25 protein-coding genes are annotated in these 24246 nt (G+C 64.1%); 13 read left to right on the forward strand and 12 right to left on the reverse strand.

What is annotated here, in order from left to right; all coding sequences use genetic code 11:
* Positions 1 to 30: 30 nt before the first annotated feature.
* A complete protein-coding gene (locus tag GVL04_RS15855) occupies positions 31 to 903 on the reverse strand; it encodes a DMT family transporter (protein ID WP_159706545.1) in 873 nt (290 codons plus the stop codon).
* 50 nt (positions 904 to 953) lie between these two features.
* Positions 954 to 1577, reverse strand: a complete 624-nt coding sequence (locus GVL04_RS15860; protein WP_159706312.1) for a helix-turn-helix domain-containing protein — start codon at positions 1575 to 1577, stop codon at positions 954 to 956.
* 115 nt (positions 1578 to 1692) lie between these two features.
* On the opposite strand from GVL04_RS15860, the gene GVL04_RS15865 reads away from it, so the two are divergent.
* Both GVL04_RS15865 and GVL04_RS15870 read left to right on the forward strand, forming a co-directional pair.
* Positions 1693 to 2589 carry an SDR family oxidoreductase gene (locus GVL04_RS15865; RefSeq protein WP_159706314.1) on the forward strand — a complete coding sequence of 299 codons (897 nt, stop codon included), beginning with the start codon at positions 1693 to 1695 and terminating at the stop codon, positions 2587 to 2589.
* A 121-nt stretch (positions 2590 to 2710) separates the two neighbouring features.
* Positions 2711 to 2941, forward strand: a complete 231-nt coding sequence (locus tag GVL04_RS15870) for a DUF6458 family protein (RefSeq protein ID WP_159706316.1) — start codon at positions 2711 to 2713, stop codon at positions 2939 to 2941.
* A 77-nt stretch (positions 2942 to 3018) separates the two neighbouring features.
* Here the strand turns inward: GVL04_RS15870 and GVL04_RS15875 are convergent, their stop codons facing one another.
* Together GVL04_RS15875 and GVL04_RS15880 are read right to left on the reverse strand one after the other, a co-directional pair.
* Positions 3019 to 3921: a carbon-nitrogen hydrolase family protein gene (locus GVL04_RS15875; protein WP_159706318.1), complete on the reverse strand. Its 903-nt coding sequence runs from the start codon at positions 3919 to 3921 to the stop codon at positions 3019 to 3021.
* Complete coding sequence (locus tag GVL04_RS15880; protein ID WP_235036321.1) at positions 3922 to 5499, reverse strand: APC family permease; 1578 nt, start codon at positions 5497 to 5499, stop codon at positions 3922 to 3924.
* A 113-nt stretch (positions 5500 to 5612) separates the two neighbouring features.
* Here GVL04_RS15880 and GVL04_RS15885 point away from each other — a divergent pair, with 113 nt between their 5' ends.
* The 4 genes from GVL04_RS15885 to GVL04_RS15900 all read left to right on the forward strand — a co-directional run bounded on the left by GVL04_RS15885 (position 5613) and on the right by GVL04_RS15900 (position 7843).
* Entirely contained in the window at positions 5613 to 6257 is a 645-nt protein-coding gene (locus GVL04_RS15885; RefSeq protein ID WP_159706320.1) for a TetR family transcriptional regulator, read from the forward strand.
* Positions 6258 to 6274: 17 nt separating this feature from the next.
* Positions 6275 to 6559, forward strand: a complete 285-nt coding sequence (locus GVL04_RS15890; protein WP_159706322.1) for a hypothetical protein — start codon at positions 6275 to 6277, stop codon at positions 6557 to 6559.
* A 178-nt stretch (positions 6560 to 6737) separates the two neighbouring features.
* Positions 6738 to 7301, forward strand: coding sequence for a hypothetical protein (locus tag GVL04_RS15895; RefSeq protein ID WP_159706324.1), 564 nt, complete (start codon positions 6738 to 6740; stop codon positions 7299 to 7301).
* On the forward strand, positions 7298 to 7843 hold the full coding sequence (locus GVL04_RS15900) for a hypothetical protein (RefSeq protein WP_159706326.1): 546 nt from the start codon (positions 7298 to 7300) through the stop codon (positions 7841 to 7843). Before GVL04_RS15895 ends, GVL04_RS15900 begins: the two co-directional genes overlap by 4 nt.
* A 31-nt stretch (positions 7844 to 7874) precedes the next feature.
* On the opposite strand, the gene GVL04_RS15905 is transcribed toward GVL04_RS15900, so the two are convergent.
* From GVL04_RS15905 to GVL04_RS15925, 5 genes are read right to left on the reverse strand one after another with little or no spacing between them, the layout of a single operon-like run.
* Positions 7875 to 8468: a histidine phosphatase family protein gene (locus tag GVL04_RS15905; RefSeq protein WP_159706328.1), complete on the reverse strand. Its 594-nt coding sequence runs from the start codon at positions 8466 to 8468 to the stop codon at positions 7875 to 7877.
* A 37-nt stretch (positions 8469 to 8505) separates the two neighbouring features.
* Positions 8506 to 9462, reverse strand: a complete 957-nt coding sequence (locus GVL04_RS15910; RefSeq protein WP_159706330.1) for an alpha/beta fold hydrolase — start codon at positions 9460 to 9462, stop codon at positions 8506 to 8508.
* Between the two features lie 16 nt (positions 9463 to 9478).
* Positions 9479 to 11158 (reverse strand): amidohydrolase, encoded by a 1680-nt coding sequence (locus tag GVL04_RS15915; protein WP_159706332.1) that lies wholly within the window; start codon positions 11156 to 11158, stop codon positions 9479 to 9481.
* Positions 11155 to 12363 carry a serine hydrolase gene (locus tag GVL04_RS15920; RefSeq protein WP_159706334.1) on the reverse strand — a complete coding sequence of 403 codons (1209 nt, stop codon included), beginning with the start codon at positions 12361 to 12363 and terminating at the stop codon, positions 11155 to 11157. The genes GVL04_RS15915 and GVL04_RS15920 overlap by 4 nt, the downstream gene beginning before the upstream one ends.
* A complete protein-coding gene (locus GVL04_RS15925) occupies positions 12360 to 13817 on the reverse strand; it encodes a cytosine permease (protein ID WP_235036322.1) in 1458 nt (485 codons plus the stop codon). The genes GVL04_RS15920 and GVL04_RS15925 overlap by 4 nt, the downstream gene beginning before the upstream one ends.
* A gap of 112 nt (positions 13818 to 13929) precedes the next feature.
* Between GVL04_RS15925 and GVL04_RS15930 the strand changes: the two genes are divergently transcribed.
* A complete protein-coding gene (locus tag GVL04_RS15930) occupies positions 13930 to 14571 on the forward strand; it encodes a TetR/AcrR family transcriptional regulator (protein WP_159706336.1) in 642 nt (213 codons plus the stop codon).
* Positions 14572 to 14795: 224 nt separating this feature from the next.
* Entirely contained in the window at positions 14796 to 16127 is a 1332-nt protein-coding gene (locus GVL04_RS15935) for a serine/threonine-protein kinase (RefSeq protein WP_159706338.1), read from the forward strand.
* A 63-nt stretch (positions 16128 to 16190) separates the two neighbouring features.
* Here the strand turns inward: GVL04_RS15935 and GVL04_RS15940 are convergent, their stop codons facing one another.
* On the reverse strand, positions 16191 to 17660 hold the full coding sequence (locus tag GVL04_RS15940; protein ID WP_235036323.1) for a polysaccharide deacetylase family protein: 1470 nt from the start codon (positions 17658 to 17660) through the stop codon (positions 16191 to 16193).
* 86 nt (positions 17661 to 17746) lie between these two features.
* Positions 17747 to 18976 carry a GAF domain-containing sensor histidine kinase gene (locus tag GVL04_RS15945; protein WP_159706340.1) on the reverse strand — a complete coding sequence of 410 codons (1230 nt, stop codon included), beginning with the start codon at positions 18974 to 18976 and terminating at the stop codon, positions 17747 to 17749.
* A gap of 77 nt (positions 18977 to 19053) precedes the next feature.
* Here GVL04_RS15945 and GVL04_RS15950 point away from each other — a divergent pair, with 77 nt between their 5' ends.
* Positions 19054 to 20466 (forward strand): MFS transporter, encoded by a 1413-nt coding sequence (locus GVL04_RS15950; RefSeq protein WP_159706342.1) that lies wholly within the window; start codon positions 19054 to 19056, stop codon positions 20464 to 20466.
* Here GVL04_RS15950 and GVL04_RS15955 read toward each other — a convergent pair.
* Positions 20463 to 21089 (reverse strand): isochorismatase family protein, encoded by a 627-nt coding sequence (locus tag GVL04_RS15955; protein ID WP_159706344.1) that lies wholly within the window; start codon positions 21087 to 21089, stop codon positions 20463 to 20465. The two genes, GVL04_RS15950 and GVL04_RS15955, sit on opposite strands and share 4 nt — an antisense overlap.
* Positions 21090 to 21217: 128 nt before the next feature.
* Between GVL04_RS15955 and GVL04_RS15960 the strand changes: the two genes are divergently transcribed.
* From GVL04_RS15960 to GVL04_RS15975, 4 genes are all read left to right on the forward strand, one after another.
* Positions 21218 to 21571 carry a hypothetical protein gene (locus GVL04_RS15960; protein ID WP_159706346.1) on the forward strand — a complete coding sequence of 118 codons (354 nt, stop codon included), beginning with the start codon at positions 21218 to 21220 and terminating at the stop codon, positions 21569 to 21571.
* Positions 21572 to 21828: 257 nt separating this feature from the next.
* The gene (locus GVL04_RS15965; RefSeq protein WP_200846868.1) at positions 21829 to 22212 is read left to right on the forward strand and encodes an STAS/SEC14 domain-containing protein; all 384 of its coding nucleotides are present in this window, start codon (positions 21829 to 21831) and stop codon (positions 22210 to 22212) included.
* Positions 22209 to 23303 (forward strand): DUF998 domain-containing protein, encoded by a 1095-nt coding sequence (locus GVL04_RS15970; protein ID WP_159706348.1) that lies wholly within the window; start codon positions 22209 to 22211, stop codon positions 23301 to 23303. Before GVL04_RS15965 ends, GVL04_RS15970 begins: the two co-directional genes overlap by 4 nt.
* Positions 23303 to 24208 (forward strand): cation transporter, encoded by a 906-nt coding sequence (locus GVL04_RS15975; protein WP_159706350.1) that lies wholly within the window; start codon positions 23303 to 23305, stop codon positions 24206 to 24208. Before GVL04_RS15970 ends, GVL04_RS15975 begins: the two co-directional genes overlap by 1 nt.
* The last annotated feature ends 38 nt before the right edge of the window (positions 24209 to 24246 follow it).

The raw sequence follows: 24246 nt of genomic DNA on the forward strand, positions 1-24246 counted from the left end.
CGCACGACGGCGGCAGGTCGCCGTCGTGCGTCATGCCTCCTTGGTGGGGCGGTTGGCTGATGTCGCCGCCGGCGCGGGTGCCACAGTGGTTGGCTCGGCCAGGGGCGGCGTGTTCCGGTTGCCGCCACGCTGGGAGGCGGCGCCTGCGAAGACAACCAGCGCGATGCCGATGAATTGGATGATGGACGGTTGCTGGTGCAGCACCAACAACCCCAGGAGTACTCCGAAGGCCGGCTCCAGCGACATCAGTGTCCCGAATGCCGTGGAGGTCATGCGGCGCAACGCCTTCAGCTCCAACACGAACGGCAGCACCGGCATCAGGATGGCTACGCCCAGTGCGCCTGCGAGGATGCCCCAGTCGAGGTGGCCAACTGCTTGCGGGATTCCGACGACGGCGGCCGTCACGGCGGCAATCGGGACCGTCAGCGAGAGCGCCCCGATGCCCGTGAAGCGATCGCCGATCAGTTGCGTCAGCAGGATATATGCGCCCCATCCGGCCGCGGCAATGGCCGCGAACATGACGCCCAGCAGGTCCACTTGGCCGTGCCAGGGCTCCGTCAGCAGGACGACTCCCAGCAGCGCGAGAAGTGGCCATGCCAGTGCTCGTCGGTTGTGGCTGCGGACCGCCGCGACAATCAGCGGGCCAAGGAATTCGATGGCGACCGTGGTGCCCAGCGGGATGCGCTCCACGGCGGCGAGGAACATGATGGTCATGAGTCCGGTAGCGATGCCAAGTCCCAGGAGGGGCAGGACGTCGTGCCGGCGAACGGAGCGCAGGGGTGGCCGGGCGATGGCCAGGAAGATGACCGCTCCCAGGCTGAGCCGCAGCCATGCCGTTCCAGCCGGGCCTACCTCGGCGATGAGCCCCACGGACAAGGCAGAGCTCAGCTGCACCGAGAGCATCGCTGCTACAGCGAGTCCCCAGGGCGGAATGGGGCCGCTTTTGGGGGCGCTCACGAGCTGGTTCCCAGGCCGGGGTTGTCGGCGTCTTGCCGGTGCCCCGAACCTACGCCCGGTTCAAACACTGCGAGGATGAATCTGGCTGGCCCGCTGCCCTGGTTGGCGTAGGAGTGGGCAATGTCGCCAGGGAAGGTCATGGAATCGCCCACTTCGAGGGTCACCACCTGTTCCCCCGCATCGACGGTCACGGTGCCGGCTTGAACCTGCAGGAGTTCCTTGGTGCCCTGTGAATGCGCTTCGCTGCCATGGCTGTCGCCGGGACCCAGGGTCCAGTCCCACAGTTCCACCACGTCCGGCGACTCGGTTCCGGCCACAAGTATTCCCTGGCCGCCCTCCGGGCTGGTCCACAGTGTGGCGCCTTCGCCGCTCCGGGTGATTTTGACCGGCTTCGGAAGTGGCGACTCCACCAGTGCCGGAAGCCCGACACCCAGGGCGTCGCTGATGCGAAGCAGCGTGCCAATGCTGGGGTTCGCCGCACCTTGCTCCACATTGACGATCATGCGGCGGCTCACGCCGGCGGCCTCGGCCAGCTGGTCAAGGGTCCAGCCGCGGGTTTGGCGTTCCTGCTTGACCCTGGCGCCTATAGCCAATGAGAGGGTGGTGGCGCTTTCGTCCATAAGTGCATAATACTGCACTGGGAGTGCACTGACTGTTCTGGCGGGTTGGGGTCTAGCCGGGATCCCGGCCCCGTGCTACCACTGACCGTAGGAACAAAACCCCTAAGGAGAAATTGTGGCCGAAGACCTGCCTGTCCTTGTTGTTGGTGCCACGGGATTCCTGGGTGGCCAAGTGGTGGACGAGCTTCTCAAACGAGGTAAGAAGGTCCGCGCGCTGGTGAGGCCTCAGTCGAAGGCCGCCAAGCTTGAGGCCAAAGGCGTTGAGATCGCGCGCGGAGACATGTTGGACGCCGCCTCCTTGGTCGCCGCGATGACGGGAGTTTCCGCGGCGGTGTCTACGGCGGCCGGCTATACCCGGAACGACAAGAACGCCAAGGCGATCGATACCTACGGGAACAGCAACCTCGCGGTCGCTGCAAAGCAGGCCGGCGTGCCCCGTTTCGTGCTGATCAGCATCGTCACCAGCGACCAGACTCCGCAGATCCCGCACTTCTGGAACAAGAAGCTCGCCGAGGATAAATTCGAGGAGCTTGGTGTTCCCTTCGTTGCCCTCCGGCCGGGCGCCTTCTTTGACCAGGCGGTTGGGATGGGCGGTGACCCCTTCGCGAAGGGGCGATTCGTGTGGCTGGGTTCGAAGGACGCGCGGCTGACGTTCGTTCTGGCCAGCGACGTAGCGCGGTACCTCGCGGAGGCTGTCGACGCGGACATTGTCGAGGGGGAGCGCATCGACATTGGCTGGAGCCGTCCCGTAAGCATCCAGGAAGCTGCGGAGGTGGCGGGGCGCCGGGCAGGCAAGCCGATCAAGGTGATGACCATACCGGCGGGCGCCATCGCAGGACTCGGCAAAGTGACCGCGAAGATCCTTCCGCTGGTTGGCGATATGGCAAGCATGGTGGCGTGGTTCGAGACCGGAAAGTACGTTGCGGACACCACCCGCCAGGAGCAGGTGTTCGGGCCCGTGCCAACCCCGGAAGATGCCATCGCCAGGCTGGCCGCTCGCTACGGACACTGAGGCCCTGGCTCCCCGGAGGCGCTCGGGTGGCTGGCGGGACCCATAGATCATAAGTATCCTGACGGTACAGATTCGGCCACAGTTCCCTGACCATGCGCCGAACGGATACGAGGAGCACGCTATGAGAATCGGTTCTTCCATTGCCCTGATTGCCGTTGGAGCCATTCTGGCCTTCGCGCTCGCCCCCGGACTCATCCCCTTCCTGGACCAAGTCCTGGTGGGCTACATCCTGATGGTGGTCGGTGTCCTCGGCCTCATTATTTCAATTGCGATGTCCAGCAGGACCCGCCGGACGGTAGTTGAGCGGCGCACCGCCCCTGAAACAGTTGTCGAGCGGCGCCCCGAGGTCTAGCAGCCGCTGTTAACGCAAAGAAGCGCACGACGCCGATTGTCGCCGTCGTGCGCTTCTTCCGTTAAAGCCTCGGCCGGTCAGGCCGGTGCAGCCGTGCTCCGCTGGCCCGCCGTGCTGGGCTCGTTCCAATCCGGGGACTGGAAGTGGGCTCCGCCGAACATCGGGAAGGACAACAGGCCTTCCTGGTCCCGGAGTTGGGTCCACGGGCGGTTGATGCCGTGGGTGCCGTAGCGGCGCAGCTGGGTAACGCGGTCCAGGTCCAGCACGGCAAAGAGGATCTCTTCCCCACCCCGGGCGTGCTGCATGATGGTGCCCTCGGGGTCCACGATGACGCTCTCGCCAACCCCGGACGGGGACGCGCCGTTGACGTTCACCACGTAGACCTGGTTGGCGAAGGCGTTGGCCTGGGACATGACAATCTCCATGGCCCTGTCCCGTGTGGTGGTGAGGGTTGGCTGGATGATGACTTCGGCGCCGAGCCAGGCCAGCTGCCTCGCCACTTCCGGGAAGCTGCCGTCGAAGCAGATGGCCAGGCCAATGCGTCCGCAGCCGGGGATGTCGAACGTGACGAATGAATCCCCGGGTGTGGTGGTTTCGAACGGCCGCCAAGGAAAGAGCTTCCGGTAGCGGGCCACGACCTCGCCTTGCGGTGATACGGCGATGGCCGTGTTGTAGGTGTTCCCGTTGTCTGTTTCCAGCAGGGAGCCTGGCACGAGCCACACGTTGAGCCTGCGGGCCAGTGCCGAGATGCGGTCGGTCAGTGGGCTGGGGATGGGCGCGGCGGAGCGGGTTTCGCCTTCCGGGTCCGGCATCAGGAACTCGCCTGGTGCGGAGAGCAGGAGCTCCGGAACCACGATGACGTCCACGTCGGGGCCGAGCCTTTTGGCCGACTCGGCCTGGGCCTCGAACCGCGCCCACGTGGCCTCGAGGTCGTGCGGGACGGGGTTGGTCTGGATTGCTGCGATGGACAGGATGCGCATTTATGCCTCGGTTTCGTTGCTGAGAATTGTTGGAAGTTGGTGGCGGGTGGTGACGTTCCCTCGGGGGATGGTTTCGCCGGAGAAGAAGGGACGGAGCCTGGGCCTCAAGACCGCGGTGACCACAAGGCCGAGGGCCAAGGCGCCGATGCCGATCCAGAACACCGAGCCGATGCCCAGCCAGGACAGGCCGGCGTACTCCGGGGACAGCATGTCCACGGCGCTGTACGCGAACGCGCCGATCATGAGGATGGCGCCGAGGCCCGGAAGGATGCCCTTCAGGATCAGGGCGGATGCAGAGGTGCGCATCAGCGGTGCGAAGTACACCACCGAGGCCAGTGCGGTGGCTGCGTAGTACGCCGCGATCATCAAGCCCACCGACAGGATGGCCAGTCCGATGAAGTCGGCGCTGATGGCCGTCAATCCCAGCGTTATTGCCATGGTGATGACCGCCCACCAGATGATGGAGATGGTGGGGGTTCCGCGTTTGGCATGCATCCGCGTGGTTGCCCGGTGGAGCGCGCCGTAGGTGCCCATGCTCAGCCAGGTCCGGGGCGTGCTCACGGCCACGGTCATCAGGGCTGCCAACGCTGAGAGACCTACAGCCAGGATGATGACTTGGCCAAACACCTCGCCGGCAGCTTGCGGGCCGAGGATCGAGAGGACGTCCGAGACGGTTTCCGGATCGGTGATCCCCGCCGTTCCGGCGAATCCGACGGCGGCCGTGGCGGTTACGACGTAGAAGAACAGCAGGATGATGGTAGTGATGACAACGGCCTTGCCAGGCGTTCCCTTGCGGTCGGTGGTTTCTTCATTCACGGCTATCAGCGCGTCCCAGCCCCAGTAGATAAAGAGGCAAAGGATGACGCCGGACACGAGTCCGGAAACGTCGCCGGATGCGAACGGGTTGAACCAGGCCAGGCTTGGCTGTTCGGCGCCGCCTCCTGCCGTTCCGGCGGAGGTCCCCGCGGCCATCGCGGTGAAGGCCGCGACGCAGAAGCCGCCGAGCGCCACCAACTGCAGGGCGATCAGCGCGTACTGGACCCAAGCGGAAAGCTCGATTCCCCTCGCCGCGATCCATGCACTCAGGACGACCAGCCCGCACGCAATGGCAGAAACGGCAATGGGCTCCGCGGCGATCCATGCCAGGCCGAAGAAATTGAGCAGATAGGTGGTGGCCACCTGGGCCAGCGCCGCGCTCGCAATGAAAGTGGCCACCTGGGGAACCCAGCCGCCGAGGAACCAGCCTGCCGCTGGACCGAAAACGCGGGTAATCCAGACGAATACACCGCCGCAGTCAGGCATCTCCTTGTTCAGGTCCCTGAAGGCGAGCGCCGTGAACAGGATCGGGACGAATCCAAGCAGGAAAGCTGCCGGCGTGCTCTCGCCAACGGCCAGGACCACGAAGCCGAGCGTCACGGCCAGGCTGTAGGCGGGAGCTACGGCAGCCAGGCCCAGCGCGACAGTGGGGCCGATGCCGATGGACCCGGCTTTGAGGCCCTTGGAGGTTGGGTCCCCAGGGGCGGGATCCTTGTGTGCTGGGTCCTTGGTGACCATGGGTGGGGAAGGGGGATGTGACACGGAGACTCCTCGTTGAATCAGTAATTTGAATCACATTCAAATTTGAATGCCATTCAATACCCGTCTAGAGTCAATGTCAACAGAAATCTTCAAGAGTCCACGGGGGAGCGGCAGTGGCAAGGGTCGACAAGAAGGAAATCCGGCGACAGGAAATCGTGGCTGCAGCCCAGGCTGTGGCCGCGCGTGACGGCGCCGAGGGGGCCACGCTGCGCGCCATCGCCGCCGAAGCCGGTATGGCCGCGAACGCCGTGCTCTACTACTTCGGCAGCCACGCCGAGATCATCGCTGCCGCCGTGCACGCATCCTCGGACAGGTTCCTGGAAAAGCTCGCAGAAGCTGTTGATCCGGGAATGGACCCCACAGCCCGGCTTGCCGCCGTCATCAGCGCGGGAACCACTGCGGGCCTCGATGACGACGTCTCCCGCATCCTCTACGAGTACTGGCCCCACATGCTGCGCGACCCCGAGCAGCGCCGTATCCAGGAACAGCTCACCAGCGCCCAGGAACGCGTCTACCGTGAAATCATCGACGCCGGAACCCGCTCGGGCGAATTCTCGCCCCTTCTGCACCCGGACAAGATCGCCCGGACCCTGGTTGCACAGGAAGACGGCCTGGTGATGGACGTGCTGGCCGGGAGTGCCAGCAGCGAGTACGTACTTGACCTGATGGGAAGCCTCGCGGCTGCTCTTCTGGGCTTCAAAGCGGAGAACCTGCTCGAGCTCATTGCGGCCCGGGGCGTGTCAGCACCTGCTCCGTAACGGCGTAGGCTGCTGCCATGGAGAAGTCATTCGACATTGAACTGGTCAATCAGAACGAGTACTTGGTGCGGTGGGCCTCGGAAGGCCAAACCGGGGTATCCCTGGTCCACACCAACCCGGATTTCCTGGCCGAGGTTGGCTTGGATGGCTTCGATGAGCAGCGTGTTGTTGAAGAAACCACGTCGTATCTGGCCGAACACCAGCCAGTGATTGACTTCCCCCAGACGGTTGACCTCGAAGAGATCGCTGCCGCCTACACGGACTACACGGAACAGCTGAAGGCGCGCCTCGAAGCCAGGTAGTAGTTGGGCCGGCGACCACAGGCGAACGCCCAGGCCTATGACAAGGGACGCAGAGCCTCTATCCTCGTGACATGGGCGTTCGGGGAGCGTTTTCCTTGCCAGGCTCCCGCTTCATTGGCGGGACCGAACCTTCCGGCGGGCTGACGCAGGACCATCGTCGAGGTGGGCGGGGTGGCCCATGAACCCACAGGACCACGTTCCGCCCCCGGACAACTACGCTGCATTCCTCGAACGGCTGGATGACGCCGCAGCCAGCCTCACCACCCGGCTCCGATCAGTGGACAAGGCACTCACGGCGGTCACTTTGCTCCTGGAGAAGTACCAGTCGGCATCGCTGAAGTGGGAGCAACGCCGGGCCCGCGTCAGTGAGGAACTGGACCGTCATGCGGGTGGGCCGGAGACCTACGCAGCCCTGGGCGAACTCCACGATACCGCCGTGAAAATGGTGACGCTTCACCATTCACAGACCCTGCGAATCGCCGAAAAGTTGCACCTCATGCAAGGACAACGCGATGCCATCCAGCAGTCACTCGGTGAGCTTGGGGCCAGCAGAACCACCCTGAAGACGTCCAGGAGGTTGTCGCAAGACCGGCACAACCTGAACAGGGCCCTTTATGAACTCGCCGGTCCGCGGGGGTCCGCGAAAGCAGCGCCCGATCCCGGATTGATCAGCGATCTGAGGCGAGCCCGCGAGGCAGTCATCCTTGCCGAAGCACTCATGGAAGTGAAGGGACCCCGATGATGCAGAATCCAGCACGCCAGCCATCACCTAAAGACGCCGTCACCGTTGTGTGGTGGGAGAGGAAGCCTGGCGACAACCCGGTTATCAGGTTTGTCCTCTTCAGCGTTCTTGGGGTGATGGTGGCGCTGACCATGATGGTTTTCTTGACGGGACTCAGGAACTTCGGCGCCCTGACACTGTTCACGGTGACCTTCGCCGGCATCCTCACGGTCCCCGCGGTGGCAGCTCAGAGGAGCTTCACGCGGCGCCTCACCAAGTGGATCAATGACACGATCCACGAGGTCACCGGCAGCGCCCATGAAGGCCTGTCGGCGAAGCAACTCCGCCATCTGGCCAGGAGCGGCGAGGCCTTTCCATTGTTGGTCAGCGGGACGCCCGGGCTGCGGCTCCAGGTGCAAAGGGTCCTTGCCGTCGAGGACGATGCTCCCGAGAGATGGCGTGCAGTCATCACGGCCGTCTCCCCACGCAACGGAATTGCCAGCTTTGACCGGTTGCTGGCCGCAACTCTGAGCGGGCAGGCCCAGGGACCCACCAACGACTAGTCCCGTCGAGTCGCTGTCCGCCGGTGCACCATCAGGCCCCGACGTCGGCCGTGACGCGCTCGCCGTTGAAGTACTCCAGTTGCCAGCCGTCCGTAGCATCGTGGTGGGCCAAATTAAGGGCGGCGTTCTGGACACTGTCCAGGGTCCGTCCGATAGCGCGGTTGAGCGTCAAACGAATCAACGTGCCGTGTGCAACCACCAGCACACGCTTGCCGGCGAATTCTTCAGCCAGTTCTTCCAGGGCAGCAATGCCCCGTTCGGCGGCGGCGTCATCACTTTCGCCGCCGCGGAAACCACCGGGAATGCGCAGGGCCTCCAGCTCGGGACCTGCTTGCAGTCCCTCTGCGGGCCCAAAGCTGCGTTCGGTGAGCTCGGGAACCAACCGGGAAACCTGCAGGCCGAGCCCCTCCGCAATGATCTCCGCTGTCTCCGCAGCGCGACCCAGCGGTGAGGACACTACTGCGTCCCACTGGCGATCCGACAGGACGGCGACGGCGTCGCGCGCCTGGCCGCGACCGACGTCGTTCAGCGGAATATCGGTGGAACCCTGCAACCGGCGCTCCGCGTTCCAGTCGGTTTGGCCGTGGCGGACGAGGGCGAAAGTTGTGAGGGTCATGCTTTCCATTGTGCCTTGCGGGCCTGCCCGGCCGCAGTTCGGTACGTCACGTCCCGTACCTCACGTCTCTGTACGTCTCGTCCAGCAGCTGCTGAACGACGGCGGGCCGCTCGGCGATCGCGAAGTGTCCGCAGCCCTGCACTGTCACTGTCCGGATGTGGGATCCAAGGGAAGCCAACTGATCCAGGTCTGACTGGGGCGTGAACGCATCGCCATCCCCGCGCAGGGCAAGGACCGGGCAGCTGATACTGCGCCACTGGGCAAAGTCGTACCCCGCGACGGCGCACGTTGCCGCACAGAACGCGGCGGGACGGGACTCGCGCGCGAGCCTACGGATGAAGTGCGCGGGTATGGCTGCCGGGTCCGCGAACAGCGGCGACAGGAGCAGCCGCATGAACGGCGTGTTCCCCACCAGCCGGATCAGTGCCCTCCCGGCGTTTCCGAAGACTGCGGTGGAGCGCATGAGAAGGACCATGACAACGAAAAAAGGCAGCCTGAACAGCCCCCGTGATGGCTGCCGGATCGACTCGGCCACCCCAAATGCGGTGGCCGAAATCGCCGCAACGCTGAGGGTCCGCTCGTGCCAGTCCGCAGCAATATGCAGGGCAATGACGCCACCCATGGAATGGCCCACAAGGTTCCAGCTGCGGTAACCGAGGCCGTTCAAGACTTCGACGACGGCACCGGCCATGGCCTCGACGGTCGCGGACCCAAGCCGCGCGCCTTCGGTGGAGTCGCCCCAGCCGGGCAGGTCGATGAGGACACGGTCGCGTTCGGGAGAGGCGGAAAGCAGCGGCAGGAACGTTGTCCACGATCCCGCAGCGCCATGAAGGTACACATCGGCGATGTGGCTGCGCGCCTCCGGGGCTTCCTGTAGGCGGACAGCGCACGGGCCCAGTTCGGTGTCGATCACCTCGCGTTGAAACGCTGCGCTGCCCGATACCCCTGCACTGCCTGATAACCCTGCACTGCCCGATGGCGCCTTTTGCTGCAGAACGTCCATGACCACCCGCTGCTCCTCACCCTTTGACTGTGATTCGGAGCAGCGGGTGTTCTGGATCGGCAGGGCTTTCCCAGGCGGCCGACTGGTCCTTTTCATAGACCGTGCGACCGCCCACTACCGTCCGCAGGACCGTTGCTTCCAAGAGTGCTCCTGCGTTGTCTGCGGCGAAAACATCGGTGTCCAGAACCACGAAGTCTGCGTACAGGCCGGCGGCAAGACGGCCAATGTCATTCTCCGCCCCGCACGTCCACGCGGAATCACGGGTGGCGTGTTGGATCGATTCGGCCAGGGGCAGTGCGAATTCCGGGACGTTGGTGCCCGCCGAGGCATCCAATGCCGACGCGCGTGTGGTGGCCACATACATGTTGGGAAGCGGCGCGTGCGGGGACGTGGGGGAGTCCGTGCCGAAAGCGAGCCGGGCGCCGGCGTCCGTGATCCACGGCCACGCGAATCCGCGTTCCACCCGATCGTCGCCCAGCTTGGCGGCCCAGTTTTCGCTGATGGCAGGATCGGCGTGGACTGGTTGCATGCTGGCCGTGATTCCCAGCGCGGCGAGGCGATCGACGTCGGCCCTGTCCACCAACTCAAGATGCTCAATCCGGTGACGGCGTTCGCGGGGGCCATTCTCCGCTACGGCGTGTTCCACGGCTCCGATCGCGATCCGCACCGATTCGTCCCCGATGGCGTGCATGGCCACCTTCAAACCGGCAGCGTCGGCCGCGGCAACCACCGGCGCGAGTTCCTTGAGGCTCCAGATCGGTTCAGCGTTCGATCCGTCGGCGTACGGCATCCCGAGGGTGGCAGTGCAGCCATCGATGGTGCCGTCGATGATCACTTTGATGCCCACCACGCGCAGGAAAGGAGATTCATGCTCGACGGCGAGACTCGCCGCCCGCTGGACCTGGGCGATGTTTTCCTCCGCGGATCCGGTGTTGTTCACCCGCCAGTAGGCGATGAGGCGGCTGGTCAGTGTGCCGTCCTTGTCAGCGCGTTTGAAGGCTTCAAGGTCGGTCTCGTTGAAGCCCATGTCGCAGGCGGTGGTCACGCCGGTTTCGCGGTAAGCCTGCTGGACGGCGGCGATGCTGGACGTGTGTTCGCTCTCGCTGACCTGGGCATCAAGGAATGGCAGCACCATGTCATAGAAGGCGTTCTCGTCGATATAGCCCGTGGCGTGCCCGTGGGCATCGCGCCTGATGGTGCCGCCGTGGGGGTTGGGCGTGTGGTCATCGATTCCGAGTTCAGCCAGCGCCGCGGTGTTCACCCACGCGGAGTGGAAGTCGTAGGCGAAAGCATAGACGGGCTTGTCCGGGACGACCGTGTCAAGCATCCCCGCGTCAGGTACACCGCCCGGGATTGCGCCATGCAGCCAACCGGTGGCGAGGATCCGGTCCGAGTCCGGGCGCTCAGTATCGCGTGCCTTGATCCGTTGCTGGATCTCTGCCACGGACTTGGCACCCCACAGGCTGACCTGTCCCAAGGCTTCGCCGGTGCCGACCACGTGTGCGTGGCCGTCCACGAAGCCGGGCACCACCAAGCGGCCCTCAAGGTCGAGGCGTTCGGCGTCCGGGCGCAGGCGTGCGGCAGTGTCCGCGTCACCGACGTAGAGGATCCGTTCATCCTGGACCAGCAAGGCGTCGGCCCAGCGGCGGGTATCGGAGGTGAAGATGCGGGCGTTGGTGTAGAGCTGGGTGGTCACGCTGCGTTTTCCTTGCTATCCGGTGCTGTTTCTGCTGCTGCGGAAGGCTGATCCAGGGATCGGCTGACTTCCAGCAGCAACTGGTTCTGAAGTTCGTGGAGCTGATCGCTTTCCGGCTCCGGCCAGGTGGAGAGCTTCACGATCACGGTATCCGTGAGGGGGTCGATCCAAAGGTATTGGCCGTGGATTCCTATCCCCGTCACGTTGCCTCGCTCGTTGCCGGTGCACCACCACTGCCGGGTGTAGGAACCGCCAGGGTGGATCGCGGTGAATGAGGAATCCATCATGGCCTGGGGGTCCCCGCCCGCGAGGATGCTGCGGACCCACCCCTCGGACACCACCCTGCCGCCTGGACCTTTTCCGCCGTCGAGCATCAACTGTCCCACCCGGGCGAGGTCGCGGGCCGTGCAGGAGACGCCGCCATTGGCGAAGCCGAAGCCGGAGGTGTCTACCGTGATGGTGGCGTCCAGGTCTGCGTCGAGCTTGGACCACAGGTATGTGGAGAGTGCCTCCGGATAGCGGAGGCCAGTGACCCGCTCGATGATCCAAGCGAGGACGTCCGTGTTGGCCGAGCAATACTGGAATTCGCCCACAGTGCCGTTGCCGGTGAGCGTGGTCAAGAACGCGTACGTGTCTTCGGGGTCGCCCGGGCGGCGGGTTCGCCATCCGGCGGAGCGGTCGTGGGTCTGCACTTCAGAGGCCGGGTCCACGTAATTCTCGCTGTAGTTGAGGTGGATGGCCATATCGAGCACATGTTGGATGGTGGGTCCGTCGTAGGCCGATCCTGCGAGCTCGGGAACATAGTCCACCACGCGGGCGGAGGGGATGATCTCTCCGGAGTCGATCAATGCACCGGCAACCAGGCCACACATCGACTTCGAAATGCTCATCACCAGATGGCGGTCATCCGGGGCGAAGCCGGGGCTGTAGTAGTCCGCGATGACGTGGTTGCGGTGCAGGACCAGGAAAGCGTCGGTATACGTCTCTTCGAGCCGGCGCCCCAGGCCCGGGAGCGCCAACGCATCCAATCTGTCAGTAGCCTCAACAGGGGCGGCCGGGAAGCGGCGGGAGACTGACGCCGTCGGAAGCAGCTCGCCCAGGTGCGCGAACGTCCAGCGGTTGTGCGGTCCCTCCTGCCAGGTGTCCAGGGTGGGTTGGCCGGCGGCGCCGGGGTATCGCGCGGGATGGGTTCCAGTGGTGGTCATGCTCGGGCTCCTTCGGGGACGGGTGTTTTGCCGCGGGTGCGGCGCAGGGCGGGGACCAGGGCGATGTACACCCCGGCGGTGACGATCACGGACACCGGCACGGAAAGGTCCAGGAAGCCCATGGCCGCAGCGATGGGACCGGTGAACACGGCGTTGGTGAGGAACAGCGATGCGACGGCGGCGCCCAGCAGAACGGCCAGCAAACCGGGGATGTGCCAGCCTCCGCTGTACCAGAAGGGGCTGCCGGGCTTCTCGTTGAAGAGCTCCTCGCCGTCGTAGCGGTTGCGGCGAAGGATGACGTCCACGGCGAAGATCGTCATGGTGGGCCCGGAAATGAGGACCAGCAGCTGCAACATCAGGTTGACGGCGTCCAGGAGGCTTGTGGACATCACGAGGTAGATGGTCAGTGCTGTGCCGATCGCTCCGACCACCATCGCGGACGGGATGCGCCGGATCGGGACGCCGATGGACTGGAACGCCATGCTCGCCGTGTAGGTGGTCATGCCGTTCAGCGAGATGGTGTTGATGATGACCCCCACCACGAAGATGGGACCCAGCCATGCCGGGAGCAGGGCGAGGAGTGCCGATTCGATGCCGAGGTCCATGGCCGCTGCGCTGATGCCGGTAGCCAGAAGTGCACCCACGGCCGTGAAGAACATGCAGGGAAGGGCGCCGCCGAGGGCCGTGGCCGCGATGATGTGTGACCGTTTGGTGGTCTCCGGGAGATAGCGCGCGAGGTCGGGGCTGTTGGTGTAGGAGAGCGGCGTGGAGGCCAGGATGGCGAAACCGATGGTCATCGCAGACCAGAGCGGTGCGCCTTCCAAGGGTGCCGGGGCCGTGTAGCCCCATTGCACGTGCGGCAGGACGAAGGCCGTGACCAGCAGGAACACGGCCAACAGTACCGACGCCACTACGGGGTAGCTGCGCAGGATCAGGCTGTGCCCGAATACCGCTACCAGCACGGTGATTGCGGCAACGACGATGGTGACGAGCACCGGCCCGGCCACGGGATCCGTGAAGCCAAGTTGTGCCAGGAGTTCAGCGCCCATGAACGATGACGCGAGCCAGTTCAGGGCCAGGAAGACGGCGGAAATGAACCAGCCGAAGAAGGCGACAATAACCCTGTTACCGCGGATTCCGTAGATGGCGCGGGTGATGACGGATCCTGATGTTCCTGCGGCCGGGCCACTCGTGGCCACGATTCCTGTAAGGATCCAGGGGAGGCTGCCGGCGACGATGACCAGGAGCGCCTGCCAAAGTTCCAGGCCAAGCAGGATCAGCGAGGCGCCAACGGTGAAGTTCAGGACGCTGACGTTGGGGGCCGCCCAGACAGGGAAGAGGTCGCGGGCGCGGCCGTGCCGCTCTGAGGCTTCGATGAGTTCGATGCCTCGGGTCTCGGGGTGGGCAAGTGGTTCCGGGTAACTGACCGGATCGGTCAAATGGGGCTGGGACAACGCTGTTCCTCTCGGGCAAGGTCCGGCTCGCAACGCTGGGATACCGGTCCGTCGACGCTATTGGTCATGCGACCAACGTGCTATTGGTCACTTATCCAATAGAATGTGGGGCATGGTGTCAAGCCCCACATCGCAACGAGTCCGAAAATTACCTGACGAACGCCGCGCCGAGATCCTTACCGAGGCCGCTTCCATCGCCCTGAATGAGGGGCTGGAGCGGATAACCCTCCGTGCCGTCGCTGACAAGCTGGGGGTTCGGCCCGGATTGATCAGCCATTACTATCCCGCCGCCGAGGATTTGGTGATCGCGGCCTTCGTCCGCGCCGTTTCGGAGGAGCGGGAAGAGTTGTTTCCCGATGCCGGGACACCCCTCCGGCGCATGGCCCACCTGATTTCGCGCATCGAAGGAAGTGGCGCCCTTGAGCTCACCCGTCTGTGGCTCAACGCCAGGCACCTCTGCCGGTTCACTCCGGCCTTGGGGGAGGCGATGTTGGCTCAGGAATACCTGGACCGCACCCGGCTGACCGCCCTCATTGAGGATGGCGTTGCCTCCGGCGACTTCGTGGTGGAGGATCCCTTCGCGGCCTGCATCCGGATCTGGGTGGCGATCGACGGCGTCGGCTCCTATGCGAACAATGCGGGTTCATTCGATTACGAAGCCTTCACGCGGTTCGTCACGGATGTGGCCGAATGGTCGCTGGGCGTGCGCGAGGGCACGCTCCGTGCGGCCGTTGACCGGCTGCGCGAGGCCTGATGCTGGGCCGTCGCATTGTCCTTCCGGCTGTTTAATCAGTATCCTGATGACTGATCCGGCGAAACCGGATGATGCTGTATCGGGCTGGGGGTTGCTCAGGTCGCAGCGGCTGAAGCAGGCGGCCGAGCGACTACCGTGAAAGTTTGTATGACGGCGTTGCTTGGTATCGAAGGACAGCACCCAGGTCCGTGACACCCAAGTGGGCCTGAAGGGCGTGACAATTCGTGGGCAACAATGACGAGGCCGTGGACTCCCGCGTCCCCGATTCCATCGACGACACACTGGACGGCCGCTACCACTTGGGAGCAATCCTGGGCAGGGGTGCCATGTCCGCCGTGTACCAGGCGACAGACCTGCTGCTCGGCCGCCAGGTGGCCATCAAAATCTTCCTGCCCGGCTCGGGAGACGACTCTTTCCGCGCCCGCCAAGAGACCGAAATGAGGCTTCTGGCTGCCTTTGACCACCCGGGGCTGGTGGCGGCGTTGGATGCCGGCGTCGACACGAGGAACGACGAAGAGCGCGCGTACCTGGTCATGGAACTGGCCGAAGGCCGGGACCTGCGGGCCGTGCTCTCCGAGGGACCCCTCACCGTTCCTGAGACCACGCGCATCGGGGTCCTGCTTGCCGGGGCACTGTCTCAGGTTCACGCACAAGGAGTCATCCACCGCGACATCAAGCCAGCCAACATCCTGGTATCCGACGACGACGGGCTGGGTGAGTCGGTGAAACTGGCGGACTTCGGCGTGGCACTGGTGATGAACAACAACCGCCTCACCGCCACCGGATTCACCGTAGGCACTGCGCAGTACCTCAGCCCGGAACAGGCACAGGGCCTGGCCCTGACTCCCGCGAGCGACATCTATTCGCTGGGCCTGGTGCTCCTGGAATGCCTCACGGGTAGGGCGGAGTTTCCGGGGACACCTATTGAAACCGCATCGGCCCGCCTGCACCGGGCACCGCAGGTCCCGTTGGAGTTGCCGGCCCCGCTGCGGTCGCTCCTTGAGGCAATGACGGACATGGATCCCGAAAAGCGCCCGGGGGCGCACGACGTCGAGCAGGCCCTTTCTGCTGAGGGGATCCAATCGGGGCGGAGGACTGCGGTGCTGCCGTCGGTGCCTTCCCGGCTCCCTCTTCGAACGCCGACCCGGAAGCAGTCGACGGTTACCGGCATCCGCGCCTTTACCAAGCGGCGGCCCAAGACTGTCCGCGGTCTAGCCGCTGCTGCCGTGACCCTACCCATCGCAGCGTTCCTTGTTTCCCAAGGGCTTGCTCCTCCCGGGAACACCACTGATCCGTCCCGGCCTGCCGATACCGGCGTCTCCCAGGCGGAGCCGCAGCCCATCACGCCGTCTGTCCCCGCCGTGCCGGTTGCCCCTGCAGGGCCGGCACCTGCGGAAGCTGTGCCCGCAGATCCGATCAATCTGCAGGAGCCCGCTCCCGCCGCCGTGGTTCAGGAGCCCGTGCCCGCTCCCGTGCCGGAACCGGTCAAGGAAGACGCAGCTAAGAAGAGCGACAAAAAGGCGGAAAAGAGCCATGGGAAGGGCTCCGGCAAGTAGTCCAAGACTCCGCGACAAGCGCACGACGGCGACCTCCCGCCGTCGTGCCTTGGTTCTGGAAATTCAGCGGCCGGGCACGCAGCCCGGTGCGGTGCCGCGGCACTTGTAGCTTGTTCCGGGTTTCAGGTCGATCCCGGCGAAGAGCTGCGGGAGGGTCACCAGGTAAAGGCCTTTGCCCTTGAGTTGCGTGATCAGCTCATCCTGGCCGTCCACCGTTGACGCGTGAACGTCGTGTTGGAGGATGATCGATCCCGGCTTGACCAGGCTCATGATCCGCGGGATGAACACGGCCTTGTTCTTGGACTGCCAATCCAATGAGTCGACATCCCAGATGACCTGCGGCAGTCCAACGGAAGCCGCAACCGTGTTGTTGGTGGCTCCATATGGTGGCCGCACGTAGGCGGGCACCACCCCTGTCGCCTTTTCGATGGCGTTCTGGGCGCCGTTGATCTCGCCCGCAATGCCGGCGGATGAAAGCTTTGCCAGGTACGGATGGCTCATCGTGTGGTTTGCAACAGTGTGGCCCGCTGCTGCCACCGACGCGGCCACGCTCGGATTGGCCCTGACATAACCGCCCTGTTGGAAGAACGTCGCAAACACCTTGTGCTTTTCGAGGATCCCCAGGAGCCGGGTGGTTTGGGCGTTGGGTCCGTCGTCGTACGTAAGGGCCGCGCAGGCGACGAGGTCGCAGTTGATGTGCGCCTGGCCGGCCGGGGCAGGCGTCGGTGCATTGAACGGTGTTGCCGCGAGGACTGTGGTGCGAAGGGCTTGGCCTGCGGACGAAATGAGTCTGCCTGTGGTTTCGGCACTGAGCTCCACGGTAACCGGCCCGGCCAGCGCGGCTCCTGTTCCGGGATCATGCTGGATGGTCACGCTGAGATTCCCGGCCGGCGTCAGCGCGACAGCGGTAAGCAGGTCGGCGTCGGAAAGCGGCGTTGTGGTCTGGACAGAGTCCGGCGACGCCGGCCCCATGGCGTCCTTCAGGATGGTTCTTAAAGTGCCGGTCATGGCCGGGTTGATCAACGCGACACTGTCTGTGACAACGCCTGTGCTGACGTCCTGATAGGTGATCTGGTCAATCCGCGCAGTCCGGACGCCGTTGGCCATTGTTGTCTGCACGAACCTGGACCCCACGACACTGCCGGTGGCCAGGATGATTTCGTGGGTGATCGAAACCCCGCCGGACAGGAGCGCAGAGGGGGTCGGCGGCAGGGCCTCGGGTTTGTGGCGCCCGCCGGCACGGTCATCAAAAATGCTGAGCAGCCGCGTGTCCAGCTTGCTGTTGAAGGACTCCGCACCGCTGATGTACTGCCACGTCGCAACTGTGGGTGATGCCCCGGCTGTCCGTGTCGTCATGTCAATGGCGGACAGCGTCCCGAAGGCGATCTTTGACGGAGCCACTCCGATGAACGCGAAGGCTGGCTGCGAAAGTGCTCCCGGCTGGCTTGGCAGAGGAACACAGGCGCCCATGAACAGCACGATAACCATGAGGGGGATCGCGAGCAGTGAGCGGACGGGGGCGGGCCGCTTCACGGTTTCCTCTACAAGAAATGCGAGGTCGTCATGCCTCGAATGATGACAGCCGCAACCCCGCGAAACCCGGAGACACTCCGGAGGGGCTAAAGCCCGGCTGGAAAGCTCACTGCGACGGTGGTTCCACCGCCGGGGGTTTCTGCAAGGCTGAGTTCGCCGCCGTGGGCTTTGGCGATGCTGCTGCAGGTGGCAAGGCCCAGACCGGAGCCGGGGCCGTCGCCCTGTCGGCGCAGGCGCACCAAAGGTTCCAGGACCTTGGCACGGTCCTCAGGGTTGATGCCCTTGCCGTTGTCCTCAACGTAAATGGTTGCCCCGTGGTAGTTGGAGACGCCGCTGATGCGGATGCGGAGCCCGCGATCCGGGCTGCGGTAGTTCATGGCGTTGGAGAGGAGGTTCTGCAGCAGGGTGCGGAGTTGGCCGCGGTCCGCGTGGAGCCTGAGTTCCTCAACGTCAACGATGCTCTGGCTTTCCATGCCAAGGTCGCGGGCAACTTCCTCGGTGATCTCTCGTAGGGACACATCGACGGGCTGGATTCCGCCACCCACGCGGGAGTAGCTCAGGACGTCTTCGAGCATGCCGAGCATCCGCCGTCCGCTGGCACCGATGCGGTCCAGGTATCGTGCAGCGGTGCTTTCCGGCTCTACGTCAGGGTCATCTTCCACCAACTCCACGTACCCGAGGATGGTGGTCAGCGGGATGCGGAGGTCATGGCTCACCCGGCCGGCGAACCCGGCGAGTTTGGCGTTGCTTTCCCTGAGCTCGGAGTAGGTCCGGTCCAACTGGACCGTCCGGTGCTGCAGTTCAAGCAGCTCTACGACTTGCTTGGCCAGGACCTCCAGCATGCTGACCTGTTCGGGGCGCAGCTCCTTGGTCTTGTCGGAGAAAACGCACAGCGTTCCGGGGACGAATCCCGAATCGGTCTGGAGCGGAACGGATGCGTAAAAGCGGACACTGCCGATTTCGCCGGTGACAAAGGGGTTGTCCGCGAAACGGGGGTCCTGGGACGCATCCGCAACCACGGTCCTCTCACGCGAGAGGAACACCTTGGCGCACATGGAATCCTCACGCGAGCACACCCCTGGGTCCACGCCCCACGCGCCGATCTGGTGCTGGTACTCGGCGCTGATGATGTTGACCACGCCGAACGGAGCGCCGCAAAGCTCCGTTGCGAGCCTCACGAGGTTCTGCAGGGCACTCATGACCGCGGCATTGGGAAGAAGGGTGGAATCCACTTTCGGATCAAGACCATATTCCTGGAGCTCCAAGTCCCGGCCGGCGTCCTTCGTGAAGGACAACTGCCCCTGAATTTCCGTCATAGAACAATCCCCCAAGAGTCTCGTGAATTCCCTGCCGATACTACCGGGAGGTTGGCCCCGGTGGTTTACTGGGACGCATGACCGAGCAGGAACCTGCCTCCGCTGCGTCTACTGACAACATCGACCTTTCCGTGCGAACCCCCGCGCAAAGATCCCGCACTTTCACCGGGATCCTGATCAACACCGCGCTCGCCAACATCACCACGAGCTATCTGTGGTTCGCGCTGACCTTCTGGGTCTACCTGGAGACCCGGAACGTGATCGCCACGGGCGTGATCGGCGGCGCGTACATGTTGTTGATCGCCCTCTCCAGCATCAGCTTCGGCACCTTCGTTGACCGCTACCGCAAGCTGGCCGTCATGCGCTTCGCCGCCGCCTTCACGCTGGTGATGTTCGTGCTGTCCGGAGTCATGTTCCTGCTGACACCGGAGCAGGCGCTACTGGACCTGACACAACCATGGTTCTGGATTTTCACCATGATCATCCTGATCGGCGCGGTGGTGGAGAACATGCGCAACATCGCGCTTTCAACCACCGTCACCATCCTTATTGAGCCGGATCGGCGGGCCAACGCCAACGGGCTGGTGGGCATGGTGCAGGGACTCATGTTCATTGTCACCTCGGTGCTTTCCGGGCTATCGGTGGGATTGCTGGGCATGGGATGGACAGTGGTTGTCGCCTTGGTCCTCACGGCCCTGGCCTTCGGGCACCTGCTCACGCTGCGCCTGCCGGAGGAAGTACGGGCTGCCGCCTCCGACGCCCAGGGTGGATTCGACCTGCGCGGTTCATGGGCTGCCGTCATGGCTATTTCCGGGCTCTTCGCGCTGATTCTTTTCTCCACTTTCAACAACTTCATCGGCGGGGTCTATATGGCCCTGATGGACCCCTACGGCCTGGAGATGTTCTCAGTGGAGATGTGGGGAACTGTCTTCGCGATAGGCGCCACGGGCTTCATCCTGGGCGGCGCACTGATCGGAAAATTTGGTCTCGGGTCCAACCCGTTGCGGACCATGCTCATTGCTGTTGCGTTGATGGGTGTCATTGGTGCCCTGTTCACCGTCCGGGAGTGGGCATGGCTTTACATCGTCGGGATCTGGCTCTACATGGCGCTGGTTCCCGTGGTGGAGGCAGCTGAGCAGACCGTCATCCAAAAGGTTGTCCCCCTGCCCCGGCAAGGCCGGGTGTTTGGCTTCGCCATGGCCTTCGAGTCCGCGGCAGCGCCGATCACCGCTTTCCTCATTGCCCCGATCGCCCAGTTCTGGCTCATCCCCTACGCGCGGTCCGGGGAAGGTGCGGCCCAGCTTGAACCACTGCTGGGTGAGGGCATCTCCCGCGGCATTGCCCTGGTGTTCCTGGCAGCTGGCGTCATCATGATCGTCGTAGCGCTGATCGCCTTCCTGACCCCCGTCTACCGCCGTGTCTCGGCCTCCTACGCGCAAACGGCTGCGGAAGAACAGCTAAGCGAAGGCGCGGACACGCCGTCACATTAGAGTGCGGCTCCCGCCATGGCTGAGCTGCCAAGATCGCTCCTTTGCAGGGCGTGCCCGGACGCAACGGCCCCGGCCCACTCGTTGGTGGTTGCAACAGCAGCCCAGTTGGAGTTCAACAGGGCCATCAGGGTGGTGTGCACGGTCTTCGCGTCAGCGGTTCCTGCATCGTTGCTGAGGTTGATGGCACCGGTGGCATCCGAAAGGACTTCAGAGGAGAAACCAAGGAATTCTGCTTCAACGGCGGAGGCCAGGATGCAGTTGTTGGTCATGTAACCCACCAAGGTGACGGTGTCGACGTCGTGCTCGCGCAGCCAACCGGCTACTTCGGTGCCGGCGTAGACCGAGCCGTATTGCTTGATGACCTCTTTCCATGCTCCCGTTCTCCGGGCCTCCACGTCGGGGTGGAGATCAAATTCCCGGGTTCCCGGGGCGAAAACGGGTGCACCTTCTCCTTCGGTGTGCTGGATTACCGCGATCGGCAAGCCGGCGGCAGTCGCAGCGTCGATAGCCTTCACGATCATCGGAAGCGACTCCTGATGCGGTGGGTACCGGATCTCAAGAAGCCCATTGAAGTATTGCTGCTGGATGTCGACAAGGATCAGGGCGCGGCGGGGTGTGCTCATGATGTTCTCCCAAAGTGATGAGGCGGCCGGTTGGCTGTTCTTCCATCATTCGGCCATTGGCTGGCGGGGACCAGTGGCACGTATGCCTATATACGATTGATTCAGGCCAAACGTAGAGTGGAGTGCCCATGAGGATCGCGGTGTACGCCTTCAACGGCGTGACGATGTTCCACCTCGCAGTACCACAAATGGTTTTCGACGAAGTCCCACGCCAGGGATTGGGCCAGTGGACCACTGTCCTCTTCTCTGACCAGGCGGGTCACATCCGCACGACCGAGGGGTATTCGCTGGGGGAGATCGACGGTCCGTCAGCGGCTGAAGAGGCTGACATCGTGGTGGTCCCCTCCTGGTACGACGACGAACGCAAGCCCAGTGACGCCTTCATTGACGTCCTCCGGCGGGCTCACGGACGAGGTGCGACCATTGTGGGTCTCTGCCTCGGAGCCATCCCTGTTGCAGACGCGCCTGCCTGCATGTCGTGAGGGGCCGTTTGGGAGCCGAGGCCGCCAATCAGGTGGCCCGCAGCCTCGTCATCGCACCGCACCGGGAGGGTGGACAGGCCCAGTACATCGAGCATCCCCTTCCCCCGCGGGCTGACGGTGACCCCAATGTTGGCGCCGCGCGCCCACCTGGGAGTGAAAGATCACTAGTATCGGATGAGACCGGGTGATTGCCTGCAGGTGCAGGGTGGAGTCAGCTCGTGGTGCGCGGGCAGTCCTACAGAGATGGAGACGGTTCTATGGCTCAGCAGGACCCCAGTGACTACGTCATCCATTTCGAGCCTGACAACGTCCTGTTCCTGGCGTGGAAACCGGGTGTGCGCATTGAAGCCGACAACGCCCGGGCAGCAGTCGAAGCGGTAAACGAAGTCGCTGCCGGCGGCCGGTATCCGCTCCTGGTGAAGATGGCCGACACAGGACACCTCAGCCGTGCAGCCCGCGATGTCTTCGTTGAACCCTGTGCGGCCTCCCGGATTGCTTTGCTGGGAAACAATCCCGTGGACCGGATGCTGGCCGACTATCAACTGGCCGTTCAGGAGCCGCCGTGCCCCACCCGTTTCTTTACATCCCAAACGGAAGCGATGGCCTGGCTCAAGGATTCCGGCGGAAGAGCCGCACCATGACGGAACCGGCGTCGGGCACTACCAAAGCTGCGGCGCCCGTACCCGGGAATGCAACCCGGCAACGCCGGGTTGCCAACGAGTCCGAAGCCCTTCTGGCAGCGGCCTCTGCGGCGGTCGTGGCCGGCTTGGCCGCGTTGCTCATCTTCTTCGGCCGCACCCCGCCACTGTGGGGAGGCGTGTCCCTTGGAATAGTGACGGCGGGCGCGGTTCTGATACTCGGATTGTCCGCCGCCTACGTGGGCTACTGGCGCTCGCGGTACCTCCCGGAGCAGCATTGGCGGCTCAACCTTCCGCCGTGGAAGTTCATCGTTGACTCCTCAACCGTGGCCCTGGTCCATGCCTTGATCGCGGCCATAGCAACCATCGCCACTTTCCTCCTCCTGCAGCGCAGCTTCCAAGGACTCACCGTGGACATCTACGCGGCGACTGTGGGAATGGCGGTGGGATCCGGACTGGCCGTGTACTGGATCTATCTCTCGGTGTATGACATCAGCACCCGCAAGTTGTCCGGCCTTCTGGTCCTGTTCATGGTGACGAGCACGGTGGCGAGCATGGCCACCTCCCAGGACCCCAAATGGTGGGAGTACCATTTCAGCCAACTCGGCACGTTGGGTGGAGCATCCAGTGGCCTGTTCAACCTCTCGCTGATAGTCGCGGGCTTCTTCATCACCACCTTTGCCGTGTACCTGGACCGCGACCTCCGGTCACTCATCGCGCGCGGAGTGCTCGTCAACACCTGGAGCGCGGGCGTCTGCTCGGGTGCGTTTGTGGCCATGGGTCTTCTCCTCGCCGGGGTGGGCGGGGTTCCGTTGTCCGTCAGTTTCCTGGTGCATACGCTGTTCGCTTCCGGGATGGCCGTTGTTTTCATCCTCCTGCTGCTGGCCTCGCCCTTTGTTCTGAGAGGCATGCCGCGCCGCTTCTTCCTCCTGTGCGGCGCGTTCCTGGCCGCCCTCGTCGTTTCGCTCGTCCTGTTCTTCCCGGTGGGCTACTTCAACCTCACAGCCTTTGAACTCATCGCCTTCGTGATCATCTATGGCTGGATCGCCGTCTTTATCCGCCTGCTCGACGCCCTCGCTACCGGCAACGACTAATGGTCGTCCCGGAGGTCATGGCAGAGGCGCGCACATTGCGGGTTTCGTTGTGGGTTTCCGCCGCCACCGCTGCCGGAGCGCTCATTGTGGGCCTGCTCAGCGGGACGAGGATCATCGTGTTCGATGGCGCCTATATGGGGATTGGCTTGGTGCTGTCCGGTATCTCCTTGAAAGCGTCCTCCGCGTCCGCCGGCGGTCCCACCCGGCGGTTTCCCTTCGGCCGGGACGCGCTGACGCCCTTGGTTGTCTTGATCCAGGGAATCGCTGTGGCAGCCACGCTTCTGGTGGCCGCGGGTGATGCCGTGCTTGTTATTCGCGACGGCGGTTCCCCGGTCAGCCCCACCATCATCGCCATTTATGGGGCGGTCACTGCCGCTATCGGATTCGTCGTGGCCTGGTGGATGCGCCGCTCGGCACCTGACTCGGACCTGGTGGGAGCCGAAATTGCACAGTGGCGGGCAGGAGCGATCCTCAGCGTCATGATGCTCGTAGGCGCAGCGGTGGCCCTGGTGCTCCAGCGCTTCGGCCTGGACGACGTCGCCCTCTATGTGGACCCGGCGCTTGTACTGCTGGCCTGCCTGGTCCTCGCCTACATCCCCATCGGACTGATCAGGGCTGGTTTGAACGAACTTCTTGAAGGCGCGCCATCGAAGGAACTCGACGCAGCCATCACCGCCGCCGTTCAGGTTGTGAGGCACGAATACGGGCTGCAGGAACCACTGGTGAGGTCAGGAAAGGTGGGCCGCAAGCTCTACGTTGAGGTTGACTTCGTCGTGGCCGGATCGGACTGGAACGTAGCCCAGGAAGACGCCGTCCGCCGGGCAGTGTTGACGGCCCTCGAGCCCCTCGGCCTGGACGTTTGGGCATATGTTGCACTCACCGCATCGCCGGAGCTCTTCGAGTAACACGGGATCATCCCCCTCTTCGAGTGAGAACTCCCCAA

Source organism: Arthrobacter sp. 18067 (assembly GCF_902706295.1).
Classification (GTDB): Bacteria; Actinomycetota; Actinomycetes; order Actinomycetales; family Micrococcaceae; genus Arthrobacter.